This window comes from Streptomyces taklimakanensis (assembly GCF_009709575.1).
Lineage (GTDB): Bacteria > Actinomycetota > Actinomycetes > Streptomycetales > Streptomycetaceae > Streptomyces > Streptomyces taklimakanensis.
On the sequence record NZ_WIXO01000001.1, the window covers coordinates 1,895,640 to 1,910,846 of the forward strand.

Genomic DNA, 15,207 nt, shown 5'->3' on the forward strand with positions numbered 1-15,207 from the left:
AGGCCACGGAGACGTCAGCCGCCGGTCCCGCCCCCCGCGCCGTCGCCGCCCTTCCGAGCCTTCCCGCGCGGCCCCCTGCCGTCGTCCGGGATGCCCGCCAGTTCCTCGACGTCGAAGACCCGGGCGATCGGGACGTCCGTGCTGCTGTGGGCGACGATCGAGAAGGCGATGGTGACGGCGATCAGCGTGAAGGCCTCCTCGCCCTGGGGGATCCCGGCCTTGAGCACCAGCAGCCCGTAGACCACCGAGGCGAAGCCCTTGGGGCCGAACCAGGCCGCGGTGAGCTTCTCCTTCCGATTGAACTCGGTGCCCACCAGGGACAGCAGCAGCGAGGCCGGCCGGATCAGCACGATGGCCAGCACCGCCACCGCGTAGCCGCCGACGGACAGGTCACCGAAGAGCTGCGGGGTGAGCAGCGCGCCGAAGACCAGCAGCGCCGCGAACTTCGCCAGCTCGGCCAGGGACTCGCCCAGCGACTCGAACGCCTCCTTGGCCTCCGGCGCCACGGCGACGATCACCGCGCCGGCGGAGAACGCGGCGAGGTAGGGGTTGGCGTGGGTGAGGTGGCAGGCCGCGTACAGGATCACGCCGACGGCCAACGGAAGCAGCGGCTGGAGCTTCGGCTCCGCACCCAGCAACCGGAACCGCACCAACCAGTTCACCAGTAGCGGGAGGGTCACACCGAAGAGCAGGCCGAGGCCCAGCTCGGTGGCGATCGTGCCGAAGTCGGCGCTCTCGGCGTGCCCGGTGGGCGCGGCGGCCGCGATGAGGATCAGGACGAAGGGCAGGGCGAGCCCGTCGTTGACCCCGCTCTCGATGTTGAGCAGTTGGCGCAGCCTCGCGGGCACCTCCCTGCGGCCCACGATGGCCGAGGCGAACACCGGGTCGGTGGGCGCCAGCACGGCGCCGACCAGGAAGGACGTCGTCCAGTCCAGGCCGACCAGGAAGTGCGTCAGCAGCGCGACGCCGAGGAACGCCAGGGGCATGCCCAGGCCCAGCGCCCGGGCCGGATTGCGCCAGGCCCGCCGCAGCGCCGGGAAGGAGACGTGCATGCCGTCGGTGAACAGCACGGCGAACAGGGCCAGGTCGGCGGTGACCGCGACGATGTCGCTGTCCGGGGTGATGTGGATCAGCCCCAGGAAGCCGTCGCTGACCAGGGCGCCGCCCACCAGGAACAGCAACGACGTGGAGAGGACCGACCGGGCCGCCAGCCCGGACAGCAGCACCGCCGTGAGCAGTGCGACCCCGAAGACGATGACGAGTACCATCCGGCGCTCCCCCGTGGTTGTCGACTTCCGCTGTCGGTCGTGGACCGGCGGGCACCATACCGCCTCCCGGGTCCGGAGGTGCCGGCGGGACTCGCTTGGCTCATACCCCCTAGGGGTATAGTGTTGTCATCGTCGGGAGCGCGTCCCATCCCCGGGCGCTCCCGTGTACCCATCCGAGGTAGTGGAGAAGACATGAGCACCGTCACCACCTACAAGGTCACCGGCATGACCTGCGGCCACTGCGAGGGCGCGGTCACCGAGGAGGTCTCCGGGATCGACGGCGTCACCGAGGTGAAGGCCAGCGCGCCCGACGGACTGGTCACCGTCACCTCCGATCGCGCCCTGGACGACGAGGCCGTACGCGCCGCCGTCGACGAGGCGGGCTACGAGCTCGTCGGCCGGGCCTGAGCCCGCCCCACCCCGTCCCCGTCGGACCGCACCGCCGCACGTCCCGCCGGTGCGGTCCGACCTCCTTCCGGGAGACAGCATGACCACCACCACGACCACCACGACCACCACGGCCGCCGAAGCCCCGGCCGGCGCCGACGAGGTCGAGCTCGCCATCGGCGGGATGACCTGCGCCTCCTGCGCCGCCCGCGTGGAGAGGAAGCTCAACCGGATGGACGGCGTGACCGCCACGGTCAACTTCGCCACCGAGAGGGCGCGCGTCACCCACGCCGACGGCGTCACCGTCGACGACCTGATCGCCACCGTCGAGAAGACCGGCTACACCGCTCGGCTGCCCGAGCCCCCCGCCCCGCAACGCGGCGGGGACGGCGCGCGGCGGGCCGACGAAGCGAGCGGGGACGACACCGGGGACGGCGGGGCCGACGGGGCCCTGACCGCGCTGCGGCAGCGCTTCCTGGTCTCGCTGACCCTGTCGGTGCCGGTCGTCCTGCTGTCGATGGTCCCGGCCCTGCAGTTCGAGTACTGGCAGTGGCTCTGCCTGACCCTGGCCGCGCCCGTGGTGGTCTGGGGCGCCCTGCCCTTCCACCGCGCGGCCCTGAAGGGCGCGCGGCACGGCGCGGCCACCATGGACACCCTGGTCTCGTTGGGCACCCTCGCCGCCTTCGGCTGGTCGCTGTGGGCCCTGTTCCTCGGCGACGCCGGGATGCCCGGGATGCGGCACGGCTTCGACCTGACGGTCTCACGCGCCGACGCCTCCTCGGCCCTCTACCTGGAGGTGGCGGCCGGGGTGACGACCTTCATCCTGCTGGGTCGCTGGCTGGAGGCTCGCTCCAAGCGGAGCGCGGGCGCGGCACTGCGCGCCCTGTTGGAACTGGGCGCGCGGGACGTGACCGTGCTGCGCGGAGGCCGCGAGGAGTCGATCCCCGTCGCGGAGCTGAGGGTCGGGACGCGGTTCCTGGTCCGCCCCGGCGAGAAGATCGCCACCGACGGCCGCGTGGTGGAGGGGGCCTCGGCCGTGGACGCCTCGATGCTCACCGGCGAGTCGGTACCGGTGGACGTCGGGGTGGGCGACACGGTCACCGGCGCCACCGTCAACACCTCCGGGCGCCTGGTGGTGGAGGCCACCCGGGTGGGCTCCGACACCCAGCTGGCCCGCATGGCGCGCATGGTGGAGGACGCCCAGAACGGCAAGGCCGAGGTACAGCGGCTGGCCGACCGGGTCTCGGCGGTGTTCGTCCCGGTGGTGCTGCTGATCGCGCTGGCCACCCTGGGGTACTGGCTGGGCACCGGCGAGGGGCCGGCCGCCGCGTTCACCGCAGCGGTCGCCGTCCTGATCATCGCCTGCCCCTGCGCCCTGGGCCTGGCCACCCCCACCGCCCTGATGGTCGGCACCGGACGCGGCGCCCAGCTCGGCATCCTCATCAAGGGACCGGAGGTGCTGGAGTCCACCCGCGCCGTGGACACCGTCGTGCTGGACAAGACCGGAACCGTCACCACCGGCAGGATGACCCTCCGGGCCGTCCACGTCGCCCGAGGCGAGGACGAGACCGAGGTGCTGCGCCTGGCCGGCGCCCTGGAGCACGCCTCCGAGCACCCCGTCGCCCGGGCGATCGCCGCCGCGGCGATCGAGAGGGTCGGCCCCCTGCCCACGCCCGAGGACTTCGTCAACCTCCCCGGCCTGGGCGTACGGGGCACCGTCGAGGGCGGCGAGGTCGCCGTCGGCCGAGGGGGACCGTCGGCCGGGTTCGCCGCGGAACTCCCCCCGGAGCTGGCCGAGGCCCGCGCCGCGGCCGAGGCCGAGGGGCACACCGCCGTCGTCGTCGTCCGGGACGGACGGGCACGGGGCGTCCTGGCGGTGGCCGACGCGGTGAAGGAGACCAGCGCCGAGGCCGTCGCCCGGCTCCGTGCCCTGGGACTGACCCCCATCCTGCTCACCGGCGACAACCGGGCCGTGGCCGAGTCCGTCGCCCGGGAGGTCGGCATCGAGGAGGTGATCGCGGAGGTCATGCCGCAGGACAAGGTCGACGCCGTTCGGCGGCTCCAGACCGAGGGCCGCAGCGTGGCCATGGTCGGTGACGGGGTCAACGACGCCGCCGCCCTGGCCCAGGCCGATCTCGGCCTGGCCATGGGAACGGGGACCGACGCCGCCATCGAGGCCGGCGACCTCACCCTGGTCCGCGGCGACCTGCGGGTGGCCGCCGACGCCATCCGACTGGCCCGACGCACCCTGGGCACGATCAAGGGCAACCTCTTCTGGGCCTTCGGCTACAACGTCGCGGCCCTGCCGCTGGCCGCCGCCGGACTGCTCAACCCGATGATCGCCGGGGCCGCCATGGCCTTCTCCTCCGTCTTCGTCGTCACCAACAGCCTGCGGCTGCGCACCTTCCGCTAGGGCGGTCCTCCGGGGGCGTCCGGGCACGGGGAAGCGGCGGAGAGTGCGGCGGAGAGGCAAGCAGAAGCGCCCCGAGCGACGAGTCCCCCCACGGGCCCGTCGACGGGGCGCTTCCCTTCTCCCGGTCATGGACTCCCCCCACGGGATCCTGGCCGGGTGCCTGCCGGGCGACGTGCGGGCGGGAGGGCCGCTCAAGCTCCCCCGAGGCACGTCGCTCCGCGGACCGCCGTTCTCGTCCCCCACAGACGAAAACGACGGGCGGCGGTGGCTCCGCCGGAGTACCGACCGCCACCCCGTTAGACACGCGACCCCGGCCGATGGTTACCCCCCAATTCGTGTGACCTGCGTCACCGCCTCCTCCGTGGCGCGACCGCACCACGGCCGCGCCACACCGCGCCCCTCCGCGCGCCCGGTGCGCCTGGGCGCACCGGGAAACGGAAAGAGGCCCCGCTCCGCCCCTGGGGTGCGGAACGGGGCCCGGGGGCCCGGGGCGGGCGCGGCGCGACGCGGCCGTGGTGCGCCGGCGCCGCCCGGTCACGGCGGCCCGGTCAGCGCTGCTCCACCGGGACGTAGTCGCGCTCGACGACGCCGGTGTAGACCTGGCGCGGACGACCGATGCGGGAGCCCGGCTCCTTGATCATCTCGTGCCACTGGGCGATCCAGCCCGGCAGCCGCCCCAAGGCGAACAGCACGGTGAACATGGTGGTCGGGAAGCCCATGGCCCGGTAGATCAGACCGGTGTAGAAGTCGACGTTCGGGTAGAGGTTGCGCTCGACGAAGTAGTCGTCGGCCAGCGCGTGCTCCTCCAGCCTCAGCGCGATGTCCAGCAGCTCGTCGGACTTGCCGAGCGCCGAGAGGACATCGTGCGCCGCCGCCTTGATGATCTTCGCCCGAGGGTCGAAGCTCTTGTAGACGCGGTGGCCGAAGCCCATCAGACGGACGCCGTCCTCCTTGTTCTTCACCCGCCGGATGAAGGAGTCGACGTCACCGCCCTCGGCCCGGATGCGCTCCAGCATCTCCAGCACCGACTGGTTGGCGCCGCCGTGCAGCGGGCCCCACAGGGCGCTGATGCCGGCCGAGATCGAGGCGAACATGTTCGCCTGCGAGGAGCCCACCAGGCGCACCGTGGACGTCGAGCAGTTCTGCTCGTGGTCGGCGTGCAGGATGAGCAGCTTGTCCAGGGCGCTGACCACGACCGGGTCCAGGTCGTACTCCTCGGCCGGCACCGAGAACGTCATGCGCAGGAAGTTCTCGACGTAGCCCAGGTCGTTGCGCGGGTAGACCACCGGGTGGCCCACCGACTTCTTGTAGGCGTAGGCCGCGATGGTGGGCAGCTTGGCGAGCAGCCGGATGGTGGACAGGTGCCGCTGCTTCTCGTCGAAGGGGTTGTGGCTGTCCTGGTAGAAGGTGGACAGCGCGCTCACCACCGAGGAGAGCATCGCCATGGGGTGGGCGTCCCGGGGGAAGCCGTCGTAGAACCGCTTCACGTCCTCGTGAAGCAGCGTGTGCTGGGTGATCTCGTTCCTGAACTCGGCCAGCTGGTCGACGGTGGGAAGTTCTCCGTTGATCAGCAGGTAGGCCGTCTCGAGGAACGTGCCGTGCTCGGCGAGCTGCTCGATCGGGTAACCGCGATAGCGGAGGATGCCCTTCTCTCCGTCGAGGAAGGTGATCGCCGATTTGTATGCGGCGGTGTTGCCGTAACCGGAGTCCAGGGTCACCAGACCGGTCTGGGCGCGCAGCTTGGAGATGTCGAACCCACTGTCGCCGACAGTGCTGTTCACCAGCGGGAAGCTGTACTCGCCGTCCCCGTACCGCAGTACTACTGCGCCATCACTTTCACGGTGTTCGCTCACGTCATCCCTCACCGACGTAGTGCCTCTTCTTCGAGGTGCTTGAGGTGCCCTGACTTCTCTCCACTGTCTCCCACGCGGTGCCGTGCGGTGCACTCGGGGTCGGCCAGTGGGCCCTCGGGTGGCACGGAGTGCCTCAGGAAAGTTACGCGGGGTGTGGCGTGCCGCGCAATCGATGATCCAGAGCCGTACAGCGCCGCCCCGCGGAGACCGTCCGCACGGCCTGCCCCAGCGCCCTGCGCGAGCCCACCAACACCACCAGGCGTTTGGCCCTCGTCACGGCCGTGTAGAGCAGGTTGCGCTGCAGCATCATCCACGCCCCGGTGGTGACCGGCACGACCACCGCCGGGTACTCGCTGCCCTGGGAACGGTGGATCGTCACCGCGTAGGCGTGCGCGAGCTCGTCCAGTTCGTCGAAGTCGTACCCCACCTCCTCGTCCTCGTCGGTGCGCACGGTCAGTCGCTGTTCGTCCACGTCCAGGGCGGTCACCACGCCCACCGTGCCGTTGAAGACCCCGTTGGCGCCCTTCTCGTAGTTGTTGCGGATCTGAGTCACCTTGTCACCCACCCGGAAAACCCTCCCGCCGAAGCGCTTCTCCGGAACGTCCGGACGGGCGGGGGTGATGGCCTGCTGGAGCAGGCCGTTCAGGGTGCCCGCGCCGGCCGGGCCGCGGTGCATCGGGGCGAGCACCTGCACGTCACGGCGCGGGTCGAGGCCGAACTTCGCGGGGATGCGCCGGGTCGCCACGTCCACGGTGAGCCTCCCGGCCTCCTCGGTGTCGTCCTCGACGAAGAGGAAGAAGTCCGACAGGCCCCGGGTGATCGGGGGCTGTCCCGCGTTGATGCGGTGGGCGTTGGTCACCACCCCGGACTGCTGGGCCTGCCGGAAGATCCGCGTCAGCCGCACGGACGGGATCGGGCCGCCCTCGGCGAGCAGATCGCGCAGCACCTCCCCCGCGCCCACCGAGGGGAGCTGGTCCACGTCCCCCACCAGCAGCAGGTGGGCCCCCGGCGGCACGGCCTTGATCAGCTTGTTGGCCAGCAGCAGATCGAGCATCGACGCCTCGTCCACGACGACCAGGTCGGCCTCCAGCGGGCGCTCGCGGTCGTACGCGGCGTCTCCGCCGGGCTTGAGCTCCAGCAGCCGGTGCACGGTGGAGGCCTCGGCGCCGGTCAGCTCCGACAGCCGCTTGGCCGCCCGGCCCGTCGGCGCGGCCAGCACCACCTTCGCCCCCTTGGCGCGGGCCAGCTCCACCACCGACCGCACGGTGAAGGACTTGCCGCAGCCGGGGCCGCCGGTGAGCACCGCGACCTTCTCGGTGAGCGCCAGCCGCACCGCGTCCCGCTGTTCGGAGGCCAGCTCGGCGCCGGTGCGCCGCGCCAGCCAGGACAGGGCCACCTCCCAGTCGACGTTCCGGAAGGCGGGGATGCGGTCCTCCTCGGTGCGCAGCAGCCGCAGCAGCTGGGCCGCCAGCGACAGCTCGGCCCGGTGGAAGGGCACCAGGTAGACCGCCGTGACCGTCTCCCCCGGGCGCTGCGGGTCGGGGACGGGCTCGCGCACCACTCCCTCCTCCTCGCCCGCCAGCTCCCCCAGGCACTCGATGACCAGGCCGGTGTCCACCTGCAGCAGCTTCACGGTGTCGGCGATCAGCCGCTCCTCGGGCAGGTAGCAGTGCCCCTGGTCGGCCGACTGCGACAGCGCGTACTGGAGGCCGGCCTTGACCCGGTCCGGACTGTCGTGGGGGATGCCGACGGCCTGGGCGATCCGGTCGGCGGTGAGGAAACCGATGCCCCACACGTCGGCGGCCAGTCGGTAGGGCTGGTTCCGCACCACCGAGATCGAGGCGTCGCCGTACTTCTTGTAGATGCGCACCGCGATCGAGGTGGAGACCCCCACCCCCTGGAGGAAGACCATCACCTCCTTGATGGCCTTCTGCTCCTCCCAGGCGGCCCCGATCAGCTTCGTCCGCTTCGGGCCGAGGCCGGGCACCTCGATCAGCCGCTCCGGCTCGGACTCGATGACGTCCAGCGTCCGGAGCCCGAAGTGGTCCACGATCCGTTCGGCGATCCGCGGCCCGATGCCCTTGATCAGCCCGGAGCCCAGGTAGCGCCGGATGCCCTGGACGGTGGCGGGCAGCACCGTCGTGTAGTTGTCCACGTGGAACTGTCTGCCGTACTGCGGGTGGGAGCCCCAGCGGCCCTCCATCCGCAGCGACTCCCCGACCTGCGCGCCCAGCAGCGAGCCGACGACGGTGAGCAGCTCGCCGCCGCCGCGTCCGGGGTCGACGCGGGCGACGGTGTAGCCGTTTTCCTCGTTGGCGTAGGTGATGCGCTCGAGGACGCCCTCGAGCACGGCGGGTCGGAACGACATGTCACAGACCGTAACCCCGACCGCCGACAACCGGGCACTCCGGGGACGAAGTCCCCGGCGCCGGGTGGCCGCCGGACCTTACGAGGGGCCCGGCCGTGCGGCCGGGCCCCTCGTGTCCCCCCGTCGGTCTCTCCCCCGTCGTCCCTCCCCGGTGCGACCGACACCACCTATGACCCACGACACACCGGAACGGTTGCACGCCCGTCCGTGATTTTCTCGCCGGTTCCGGACGGGTGCGTCCTGAGGCGCGCACGGGGGTGGATTCGGCGCGGCTCCGGGTACCCGGCAAGCACCCCGGCCGCGGTCCCGGGAGCCCGGGACCCGCGACGGGAGGAGTGACGGGACAACCACCGAGACAGCCACCGAGAGAACGACCGAGACAGCGACGAGACGGTGAGGAGCGGCTCATGAGCGGCTGGACGCCATCACAGGCCGAGGGCGAGCGGGGGGACGACGAGGGCGTCGACCAGACGCGCGGGTTGAGCGAGCGGCACGCCGCCGAGGCCGCCTCCGAGAAGAAGGGCGCGGGCACGGGCGACGCGACCCCGGACACCCCCTCGCAGGCCGAGGGCGGCCGCACCGGCGAGGAGGGCGGCGAACAGGACCGCGGCGGCGCGCGGTGACGCCGCCGTCGCCTCCCGGGCGGGAGGCGACGGCGGTTCGGCACGGTCCACGGCGCGACGTGGTGGACCGTGCCCGTCCTCGGGGTGCCGCGGCGCGCGGCACGGCGGCCCGTGGGGCCGCGGCCGGGTCACAGCACGTGGGCGCGGTAACGCTCCACGGTCTCGGCCAGGGCCTCGCGGCCGTCGCGGGCCCACAGGGCCTCGTTGAAGATCTCCACCTCCGTCCATCCCCCGTATCCGGCCCGGGTCACCAGCTCCCGCCAGTGGCGGAAGTCGACCGAGCCGTCCCCGAGCTGCCCGCGGCCCAGCAGCACGCCCGCCGGGAGCGGGGTGCACCAGTCGGCGAGCTGGAAGGCGGCGATGCGTCCGCCCTCGCCGGCCCGCGCGATCTGTTCGGGAGCCCGGTCGTCCCACCAGACGTGGTAGGTGTCCACGACGACGCCGACCCGTTCGGCCGGGAAGCGCTCGGCCAGGTCGAGGGCCTGCCCGAGGGTGGAGACCACACAGCGGTCCGAGGCGAACATCGGGTGCAGCGGCTCGATCGCCAGCCGCACCCCGCGCTCGGCCGCGTACGGCGACAGCTCGCCCAGCGCGTCGGCGATCCGCTCCCGGGCGCCGCCCAGGTCCCGGTCGCCGGGCGGCAGGCCGCCGCAGACCAGCACCAGGGTGTCGGTGCCGATGCCGGCCGCCTCGTCGATCGCCGCCCGGTTGTCGTCCAGCGCCGTCGCCCTGCCGTCCGGGTCGGAGGCGGTGAGGAAACCGCCGCGGCACAGGCTGGTGACGGTCAGGCCCGCGTCCCGCACCAGGCGGGCCGTGGCCTCCACCCCGTACTCCTGGACGGGGGCCCGCCACAGACCGACACCCGTGACGCCCAGGTCGCCGCAGGCCGCGACCAGCTCGGGCAGGGGGAGTTGTCTGACGGTCTCCTGGTTGATGGAGAAGCGCGCCAGGTCGCCCGTGGTGGTGCTCATGCCGTCACCCCGTACACCGCCAAGAGGTGCCGCATCCGCGCCTCGGCCAGCGCCGGGTCGGGGAAGAGCCCGAGCGAGTCGGCCAGTTCGTACGCCCGTGCCAGGTGGGGCAGCGAGCGCGCGGACTGGAGGCCGCCGACCATGGCGAAGTGCTCCTGGTGGCCGGCCAGCCAGGCCAGGAACACCACCCCGGTCTTGTAGTAGCGGGTGGGGGCCCGGAACAGGTGCCTGGACAGTTCCACGGTGGGGTCCAGCAGCTTGCGGAAGCCGGCCGGGTCACCGGTGTCCAGCACCCGTACCGCCTCGGCCGCCAGGGGGCCCAGCGGATCGAAGATGCCCAGCAGGGCGTGGCTGAAGCGCCCTCCCGCCGCGGGGTCGTCGCCCGCGATCAGCTCGGGGTAGTTGAAGTCGTCACCGGTGTAGCAGCGCACGCCGTTCGGGAGCCTGCGGCGCAGCTCGACCTCGCGGCCCGCGTCCAGCAGCGAGATCTTGACGCCGTCGACCTTGTCGGGGTGCTCGGCGATGACGGCGAGGAAGGTCTCGGTGGCGGCGTCCAGGTCCGTGCTGCCCCAGTAGCCGGTCAGCGCCGGGTCGAACATCGGGCCCAGCCAGTGCAGGATCACCGGCTCGGACGCCTGGCGCAGCAGCCGGCCGTAGAGCTCCAGGTAGTCCTCGGGGCCCCGGGCGAGGGCGGCCAGGGCGCGGGAGGCCATCACGATGGCCTGGGCGCCGGCCTCCTCCACCACGGCGAGTTGTTCCTCGTAGGCCGCGCGGACCTCGTCCGGGGAGCCGGCGGGGCCGGTGAGCTGGTCGGTGCCCACCCCGCAGGCGATGCGGCCCCCGCAGGCGGCGGCCTCGGCGGCCGAGCGACGGATCAGTTCGGCGGCGGCGGGCCAGTCCAGGCCCATGCCGCGCTGGGCGGTGTCCATGGCCTCGGCGACGCCGAGCCCGTGGGACCACAGGTGCCGGCGGAAGGCGAGCGTGGCGTCCCAGTCCACGGCGGCCGGATCGCCCGGGGAGACGTCGGCGAAGGGGTCGGCGACGACGTGGGCGGCGGAGAACACCGTGCGGGAGACCAGCGGGGGGCCTCCGGCGGCGGGCAGGGCGGACTCGGTGCGGGGGGTGTACTCGCGCAGCGCACCAAAGGCGTCGGGGAGGCGGATCACAGGCCCAGCTCCGGGACGTCGAGGCGGCGGCCCTCGGCGGCCGAGGCCAGGCCCAGTTCGGCGAGCTGGACACCGCGGGCGCCGGCCAGCAGGTCCCAGGTGTAGGGCTCGTCCGAGACGACGTGGCGCAGGAACAGCTCCCACTGGGCCTTGAACCCGTTGTCGAACTCGCCGCCCTCCCCGAGGTTGTCCGGCACCTCCTGCCACTGGTCGCGGAAGGACTCGGTGACCGGCAGATCGGGGTTCCACACCGGCTTCGGGGTGGTCGAGCGGTGCTGGACGCGGCAGGTCCGCAGCCCCGCGACGGCCGAGCCCTCGGTGCCGTCGACCTGGAACTCCACCAGTTCGTCGCGGTTGACCCGGACGGCCCAGGAGGAGTTGATCTGGGCGACGATCCCCCCGTCGAGCTGGAAGATGCCGTACGCGGCGTCGTCGGCGGTCGCGTCGTAGGGCTTGCCCTGCTCGTCCCAGCGCTGCGGGATGTGGGTGGCGGTGACGGCCTGGACGGTGCGCACCGGGCCGAACAGCTCGTGCAGCACGTACTCCCAGTGCGGGAACATGTCGACGACGATGCCGCCGCCGTCCTCGGCGCGGTAGTTCCACGAGGGGCGCTGGGCGGACTGCCAGTCGCCCTCGAAGACCCAGTAGCCGAACTCGCCCCGGACCGACAGGATCCGACCGAAGAAGCCGCCGTCGATCAGCCGCTTGAGCTTGAGCAGGCCCGGCAGGAACAGCTTGTCCTGGACGACGCCGTGCTTGACGCCCGCGTCACGGGCGAGTCGGGCCAGCTCCAGGGCCCCTTCCAGACCGGTGGCGGTGGGCTTCTCGGTGTAGATGTGCTTGCCGGCCGCGATCGCCTTGCGGATGGCGGCCTCGCGGGCGGAGGTGACCTGGGCGTCGAAGTAGATCTCGACGCTCTCGTCGGCCAGGACGGCGTCGAGGTCGCAGCTCACCGCGGCGGGGTCGAGGCCGTGGCGCTCGGCCAGCGCTTTCAGTGCGTGCTCGCGGCGGCCGACGAGGATCGGCTCGGGCCACAGCACGTCGCCGTCGCCGAGGTCCAGTCCGCCTTGCTCGCGGATGGCCAGGATGGAGCGGACCAGATGCTGGCGGTACCCCATCCGGCCGGTGACGCCGTTCATGGCGATCCGTACGACCCTGCGTGTCATGAGCGTTCCTCTCCCTTTAGAAAGCGCTTTCTATCTCAGGGCAAGCTAGCCTGCCCACAGCACCCTGGACAAGACCTGTTGGACGACACCCCGCACCGGAGGACAGGAATGGCAGTGACGCTGGCGGATGTGGCGGCCCGGGCGGGGGTCTCGGCGGCCACCGTCTCGCGCGTGCTCAGCGGCAACTACCCGGTGGCCGGGGCGACCCGGAGCCGGGTACTGCGCGCGGTCGAGGAACTGGAGTACGTCGTCAACGGGCCCGCCAGCGCGCTGGCCGCCGCGACCTCCGACCTCGTCGGCGTCCTCGTCAACGACATCGCCGACCCGTTCTTCGGCATCATGGCAAGCGCCGTCCAGTCGGAGATGGGACCGGAGAAGGCGGGCGGGAAACTGGCCGTCGTCTGCAACACCGGCGGCTCCCCGCAACGCGAGCTGACCTACCTCACCCTCCTCCAGCGCCAGCGCGCCGCCGCCGTCGTCCTCACCGGCAGCGCCGTGGAGGACCCCGAACACACCGCCGCGCTGGCCACCCGGCTGCGCCGACTGGCCGCCGCGGGCACCCGGGTGGTGCTGTGCGGCAGACCCCCGCTGCCGGAGGCGGACGGGGAGGGGGCCGACGGGCCGGGGACCGCGGCTCCGGGCGCCCCCGACTCCACCGCCGACGCACCGCTGACCGTGGCCTTCGACAACCGCGGCGGCGCCCGTCGGCTGACCGGGCACCTCCTCTCCCTCGGCCACCGCCGTGTCGGCTACGTCGCCGGACCGGCCGAGCGCACCACCACCCGACACCGGCTGGAGGGCCACCGGTCGGCACTGGCCGACCACGCCCCGGAGCTGCTCGCCGACGTCGAGCGCCTCACCGTGCACGGCGCCTACGACCGCTCCTCGGGCTACGACGGGGCCCTGGAACTGCTGCGCCGCGAGCCCGGGCTGACGGCCGTGCTGGCCGCCAACGACACCGTCGCCCTGGGCGTCTGCGCGGCCCTGCGCGACCGGGGTCTGCGCATCCCCGAGGACGTCTCGGTGGCGGGCTTCGACGACCTGCCGTTCAGCGCGGACGCCGCCCCCGCCCTGACCACCGTCCGCATCCCGCTCCACGAGGCGGGCGCCCGCGCCGGACGACTGGCCCTGGGCCGGGAGTCGGCGCCCCCCGGCTGCGTGGCGACCGTCCGCACCGAGCTGATGGCCCGCGCCTCCACCGCGCCCCCGCGCGCCGGCGGCGCGAACTGAGGCCTCCGCCACCTTCGACACCCCGGCGCCCGCGCCCCGCCGGCGGGATGTCGCCCCCGCGACGCACCGGTGGGCGCGACCGGCTTCCGGCCGCGCCCACCGTCGATCGGGGCGGTGGGCGCCCTCACGGGCGCAGCGTCCACCGCTCGGCCGGCTCGGCACGGTCGAGCCGCGCGTCGTACGGCGCGAGCGGCGCCGCCTTCCGCTCCGCCGCCTCGCCGTCTTCACCGGCCCACCGCAGCAGGGCGTCGGTGGCCACGGCCCGGTCGTCGGCCTCCAGCGCGGCGATGTTCGCGCCGTGGTCGGCGCCGGGCGCGGTGAGGACGTGGCAGTCCTCGCTGCCCCGTCCCGGGCGGAAGGGCTCCGCCCCCCACGGGTCGTTCTCGCCGTAGACGAACAGCATCCGCTCGCAGTCCCCGCGCACCCACCTGTCGACGTCGCGCATCGCCTTGCTGTCGAAGCTCATCGGGATGTCGCGCGGGACGTAGGTGCGCGGCTCGTAGATGCCCGGGTGGCGCAGCAGACCCTCCAGGTGCGGGGTGGCGAACGACGGCGAGCCCAGCTCGGTGCCGGCCTGGTGGAAGTACGGCGTGTAGTACTCCAGACCCTGGTCGGTGTAGAAGGAGAAGCCCGACACCCGGTCGACGAAGTCGTAGAGCTCGTCGGTGCTCGCGTCCACCGGGGGCACCTCGTCGCAGTCGGAGCCCGAGCCGTACTGCCACCAGGCCCACACCAGGTCCAGGCCGACGTTCTCGAAGGCCCGGTCGGCGCTGCCGACGACCTCGAAGGTGCGGCCCTCCGCCGCCGCCCAGGCCTCGTAGCGGTCGACGATCTCGGCGCGGCGCACGAACACCTCGCGCTGCGCGGCGTTCAGCCGCTCGCGGCACTCGGCGGTGGAGACGGTGGCGAAGAACTCGTCGTAGGCCGAGTCCTCCCTGTCGTTCACGTCGTTGGGCGCGACGTAGGCGACCGTGCCGTCCATGTCGTTCGGGTGGAAGCGCCGGTAGTAGGTGGCCGTCATCCCGCCCTTGCTGGCACCGGTGGAGATCCACTCCGCACCGTAGATCCGGTGCAGCGCGCGGAAGACGCGGTGCTGGTCGTCGGCGGCCTGCCGGATGTCGAGCTTCGACCAGTCGGCGGGCTCGGGCCGCGACGGGGCGAAGAAGCGGTGTTCCAGGGAGACCTGATTGCCGTCGATCATCCTCGTCGGCTCGCTGCGCGCGGGGGCGGTGTTCAGCCCGTAGCCGGAGGTGTGGAAGACGGTGGGCCGGTCCTCGCCCTTGTGCAACACCGTCAGACGCTGCCGGAAGGTCCCCTCCCGGGGCTTGCGGTGATCGACGGGCTGGCGGTAGTCCAGCACGAAGAAGCGGTACCCCTCGACCGGCTTCTCCTCGATCAGTCGCATCCCCGGTATCGCGGCGATGCGCTCCCCCACGTCGGCTCCGCCGGTCTTCGCCGCCCCGCCCCCGACCGAGGTGGCTCTCGGCGACGCGCCGGCGGCCCCCACCGTGCCGACCAGCACCACCAGCGTCAACAGCGCTCCGAGCGCCTTGCGCATGCGTGCCCTCCTCCGGGCTGCTCCTGGAACGCCGCGAACCTACCCGGCCCGACACCCGCCCCACCAGACCGCTTCTCGCCCACCCGGCGCTCCCTTCCGGCCGTCGACCGAGGAGTTCACCCATTGGTCAGGGGACTTTGCAAAAATCTCACGGCACCGCGACGTCCGTCCCGGTGCCGGTATCCGCCGCTCGCGCGGCCCCGA

The 15,207-nt window shown here is 72.8% G+C and carries 11 protein-coding genes; 4 read left to right on the top strand and 7 right to left on the bottom strand.

The genetic code is table 11. The features are described 5' to 3' along the window. Positions 1 to 14: 14 nt before the first annotated feature. The gene (locus F0L17_RS08310) at positions 15 to 1,268 is read right to left on the bottom strand and encodes a cation:proton antiporter (protein WP_155070558.1); all 1,254 of its coding nucleotides are present in this window, start codon (positions 1,266 to 1,268) and stop codon (positions 15 to 17) included. A gap of 192 nt (positions 1,269 to 1,460) precedes the next feature. Between F0L17_RS08310 and F0L17_RS08315 the strand changes: the two genes are divergently transcribed. After that, positions 1,461 to 1,676 (top strand): heavy-metal-associated domain-containing protein, encoded by a 216-nt coding sequence (locus tag F0L17_RS08315; RefSeq protein WP_155070559.1) that lies wholly within the window; start codon positions 1,461 to 1,463, stop codon positions 1,674 to 1,676. 79 nt (positions 1,677 to 1,755) lie between these two features. Further along, complete coding sequence (locus F0L17_RS08320; RefSeq protein WP_155070560.1) at positions 1,756 to 4,068, top strand: heavy metal translocating P-type ATPase; 2,313 nt, start codon at positions 1,756 to 1,758, stop codon at positions 4,066 to 4,068. 548 nt (positions 4,069 to 4,616) lie between these two features. Here the strand turns inward: F0L17_RS08320 and F0L17_RS08325 are convergent. Together F0L17_RS08325 and recD2 are read right to left on the bottom strand one after the other, a co-directional pair. Then, complete coding sequence (locus tag F0L17_RS08325) at positions 4,617 to 5,921, bottom strand: citrate synthase (protein ID WP_162465961.1); 1,305 nt, start codon at positions 5,919 to 5,921, stop codon at positions 4,617 to 4,619. A gap of 142 nt (positions 5,922 to 6,063) precedes the next feature. After that, positions 6,064 to 8,289: an SF1B family DNA helicase RecD2 gene (gene recD2 / locus F0L17_RS08330; protein ID WP_155070561.1), complete on the bottom strand. Its 2,226-nt coding sequence runs from the start codon at positions 8,287 to 8,289 to the stop codon at positions 6,064 to 6,066. 407 nt (positions 8,290 to 8,696) lie between these two features. Here recD2 and F0L17_RS08335 point away from each other — a divergent pair, with 407 nt between their 5' ends. Then, a complete protein-coding gene (locus tag F0L17_RS08335; protein ID WP_155070562.1) occupies positions 8,697 to 8,912 on the top strand; it encodes a hypothetical protein in 216 nt (71 codons plus the stop codon). 128 nt (positions 8,913 to 9,040) lie between these two features. Here F0L17_RS08335 and F0L17_RS08340 read toward each other — a convergent pair whose 3' ends face one another. The 3 genes from F0L17_RS08340 to F0L17_RS08350 are packed head-to-tail and all read right to left on the bottom strand — an operon-like array spanning position 9,041 to position 12,215. Then, positions 9,041 to 9,883: a sugar phosphate isomerase/epimerase family protein gene (locus F0L17_RS08340; protein ID WP_155070563.1), complete on the bottom strand. Its 843-nt coding sequence runs from the start codon at positions 9,881 to 9,883 to the stop codon at positions 9,041 to 9,043. Beyond that, a complete protein-coding gene (locus tag F0L17_RS08345) occupies positions 9,880 to 11,049 on the bottom strand; it encodes a DUF993 family protein (RefSeq protein WP_162465962.1) in 1,170 nt (389 codons plus the stop codon). Before F0L17_RS08345 ends, F0L17_RS08340 begins: the two co-directional genes overlap by 4 nt. Continuing rightward, the gene (locus F0L17_RS08350; RefSeq protein ID WP_155070564.1) at positions 11,046 to 12,215 is read right to left on the bottom strand and encodes a Gfo/Idh/MocA family protein; all 1,170 of its coding nucleotides are present in this window, start codon (positions 12,213 to 12,215) and stop codon (positions 11,046 to 11,048) included. Before F0L17_RS08350 ends, F0L17_RS08345 begins: the two co-directional genes overlap by 4 nt. A 108-nt stretch (positions 12,216 to 12,323) precedes the next feature. Between F0L17_RS08350 and F0L17_RS08355 the strand changes: the two genes are divergently transcribed. Next, entirely contained in the window at positions 12,324 to 13,445 is a 1,122-nt protein-coding gene (locus F0L17_RS08355; protein WP_155070565.1) for a LacI family DNA-binding transcriptional regulator, read from the top strand. 124 nt (positions 13,446 to 13,569) lie between these two features. Here F0L17_RS08355 and F0L17_RS08360 read toward each other — a convergent pair whose 3' ends face one another. Then, positions 13,570 to 15,003, bottom strand: coding sequence for a S28 family serine protease (locus tag F0L17_RS08360; protein ID WP_155070566.1), 1,434 nt, complete (start codon positions 15,001 to 15,003; stop codon positions 13,570 to 13,572). Positions 15,004 to 15,207: the final 204 nt, after the last annotated feature.

Coding starts and splice junctions, on each gene's coding strand:
- F0L17_RS08310 (WP_155070558.1), bottom strand. CDS start 1,268: ATGGTACTCGTCATCGTCTTCGGGGTCGCACTGCTCACGGCGGTGCTG.
- F0L17_RS08315 (WP_155070559.1), top strand. CDS start 1,461: ATGAGCACCGTCACCACCTACAAGGTCACCGGCATGACCTGCGGCCAC.
- F0L17_RS08320 (WP_155070560.1), top strand. CDS start 1,756: ATGACCACCACCACGACCACCACGACCACCACGGCCGCCGAAGCCCCG.
- recD2 (WP_155070561.1), bottom strand. CDS start 8,289: ATGTCGTTCCGACCCGCCGTGCTCGAGGGCGTCCTCGAGCGCATCACC.
- F0L17_RS08335 (WP_155070562.1), top strand. CDS start 8,697: ATGAGCGGCTGGACGCCATCACAGGCCGAGGGCGAGCGGGGGGACGAC.
- F0L17_RS08340 (WP_155070563.1), bottom strand. CDS start 9,883: ATGAGCACCACCACGGGCGACCTGGCGCGCTTCTCCATCAACCAGGAG.
- F0L17_RS08350 (WP_155070564.1), bottom strand. CDS start 12,215: ATGACACGCAGGGTCGTACGGATCGCCATGAACGGCGTCACCGGCCGG.
- F0L17_RS08355 (WP_155070565.1), top strand. CDS start 12,324: ATGGCAGTGACGCTGGCGGATGTGGCGGCCCGGGCGGGGGTCTCGGCG.
- F0L17_RS08360 (WP_155070566.1), bottom strand. CDS start 15,003: ATGCGCAAGGCGCTCGGAGCGCTGTTGACGCTGGTGGTGCTGGTCGGC.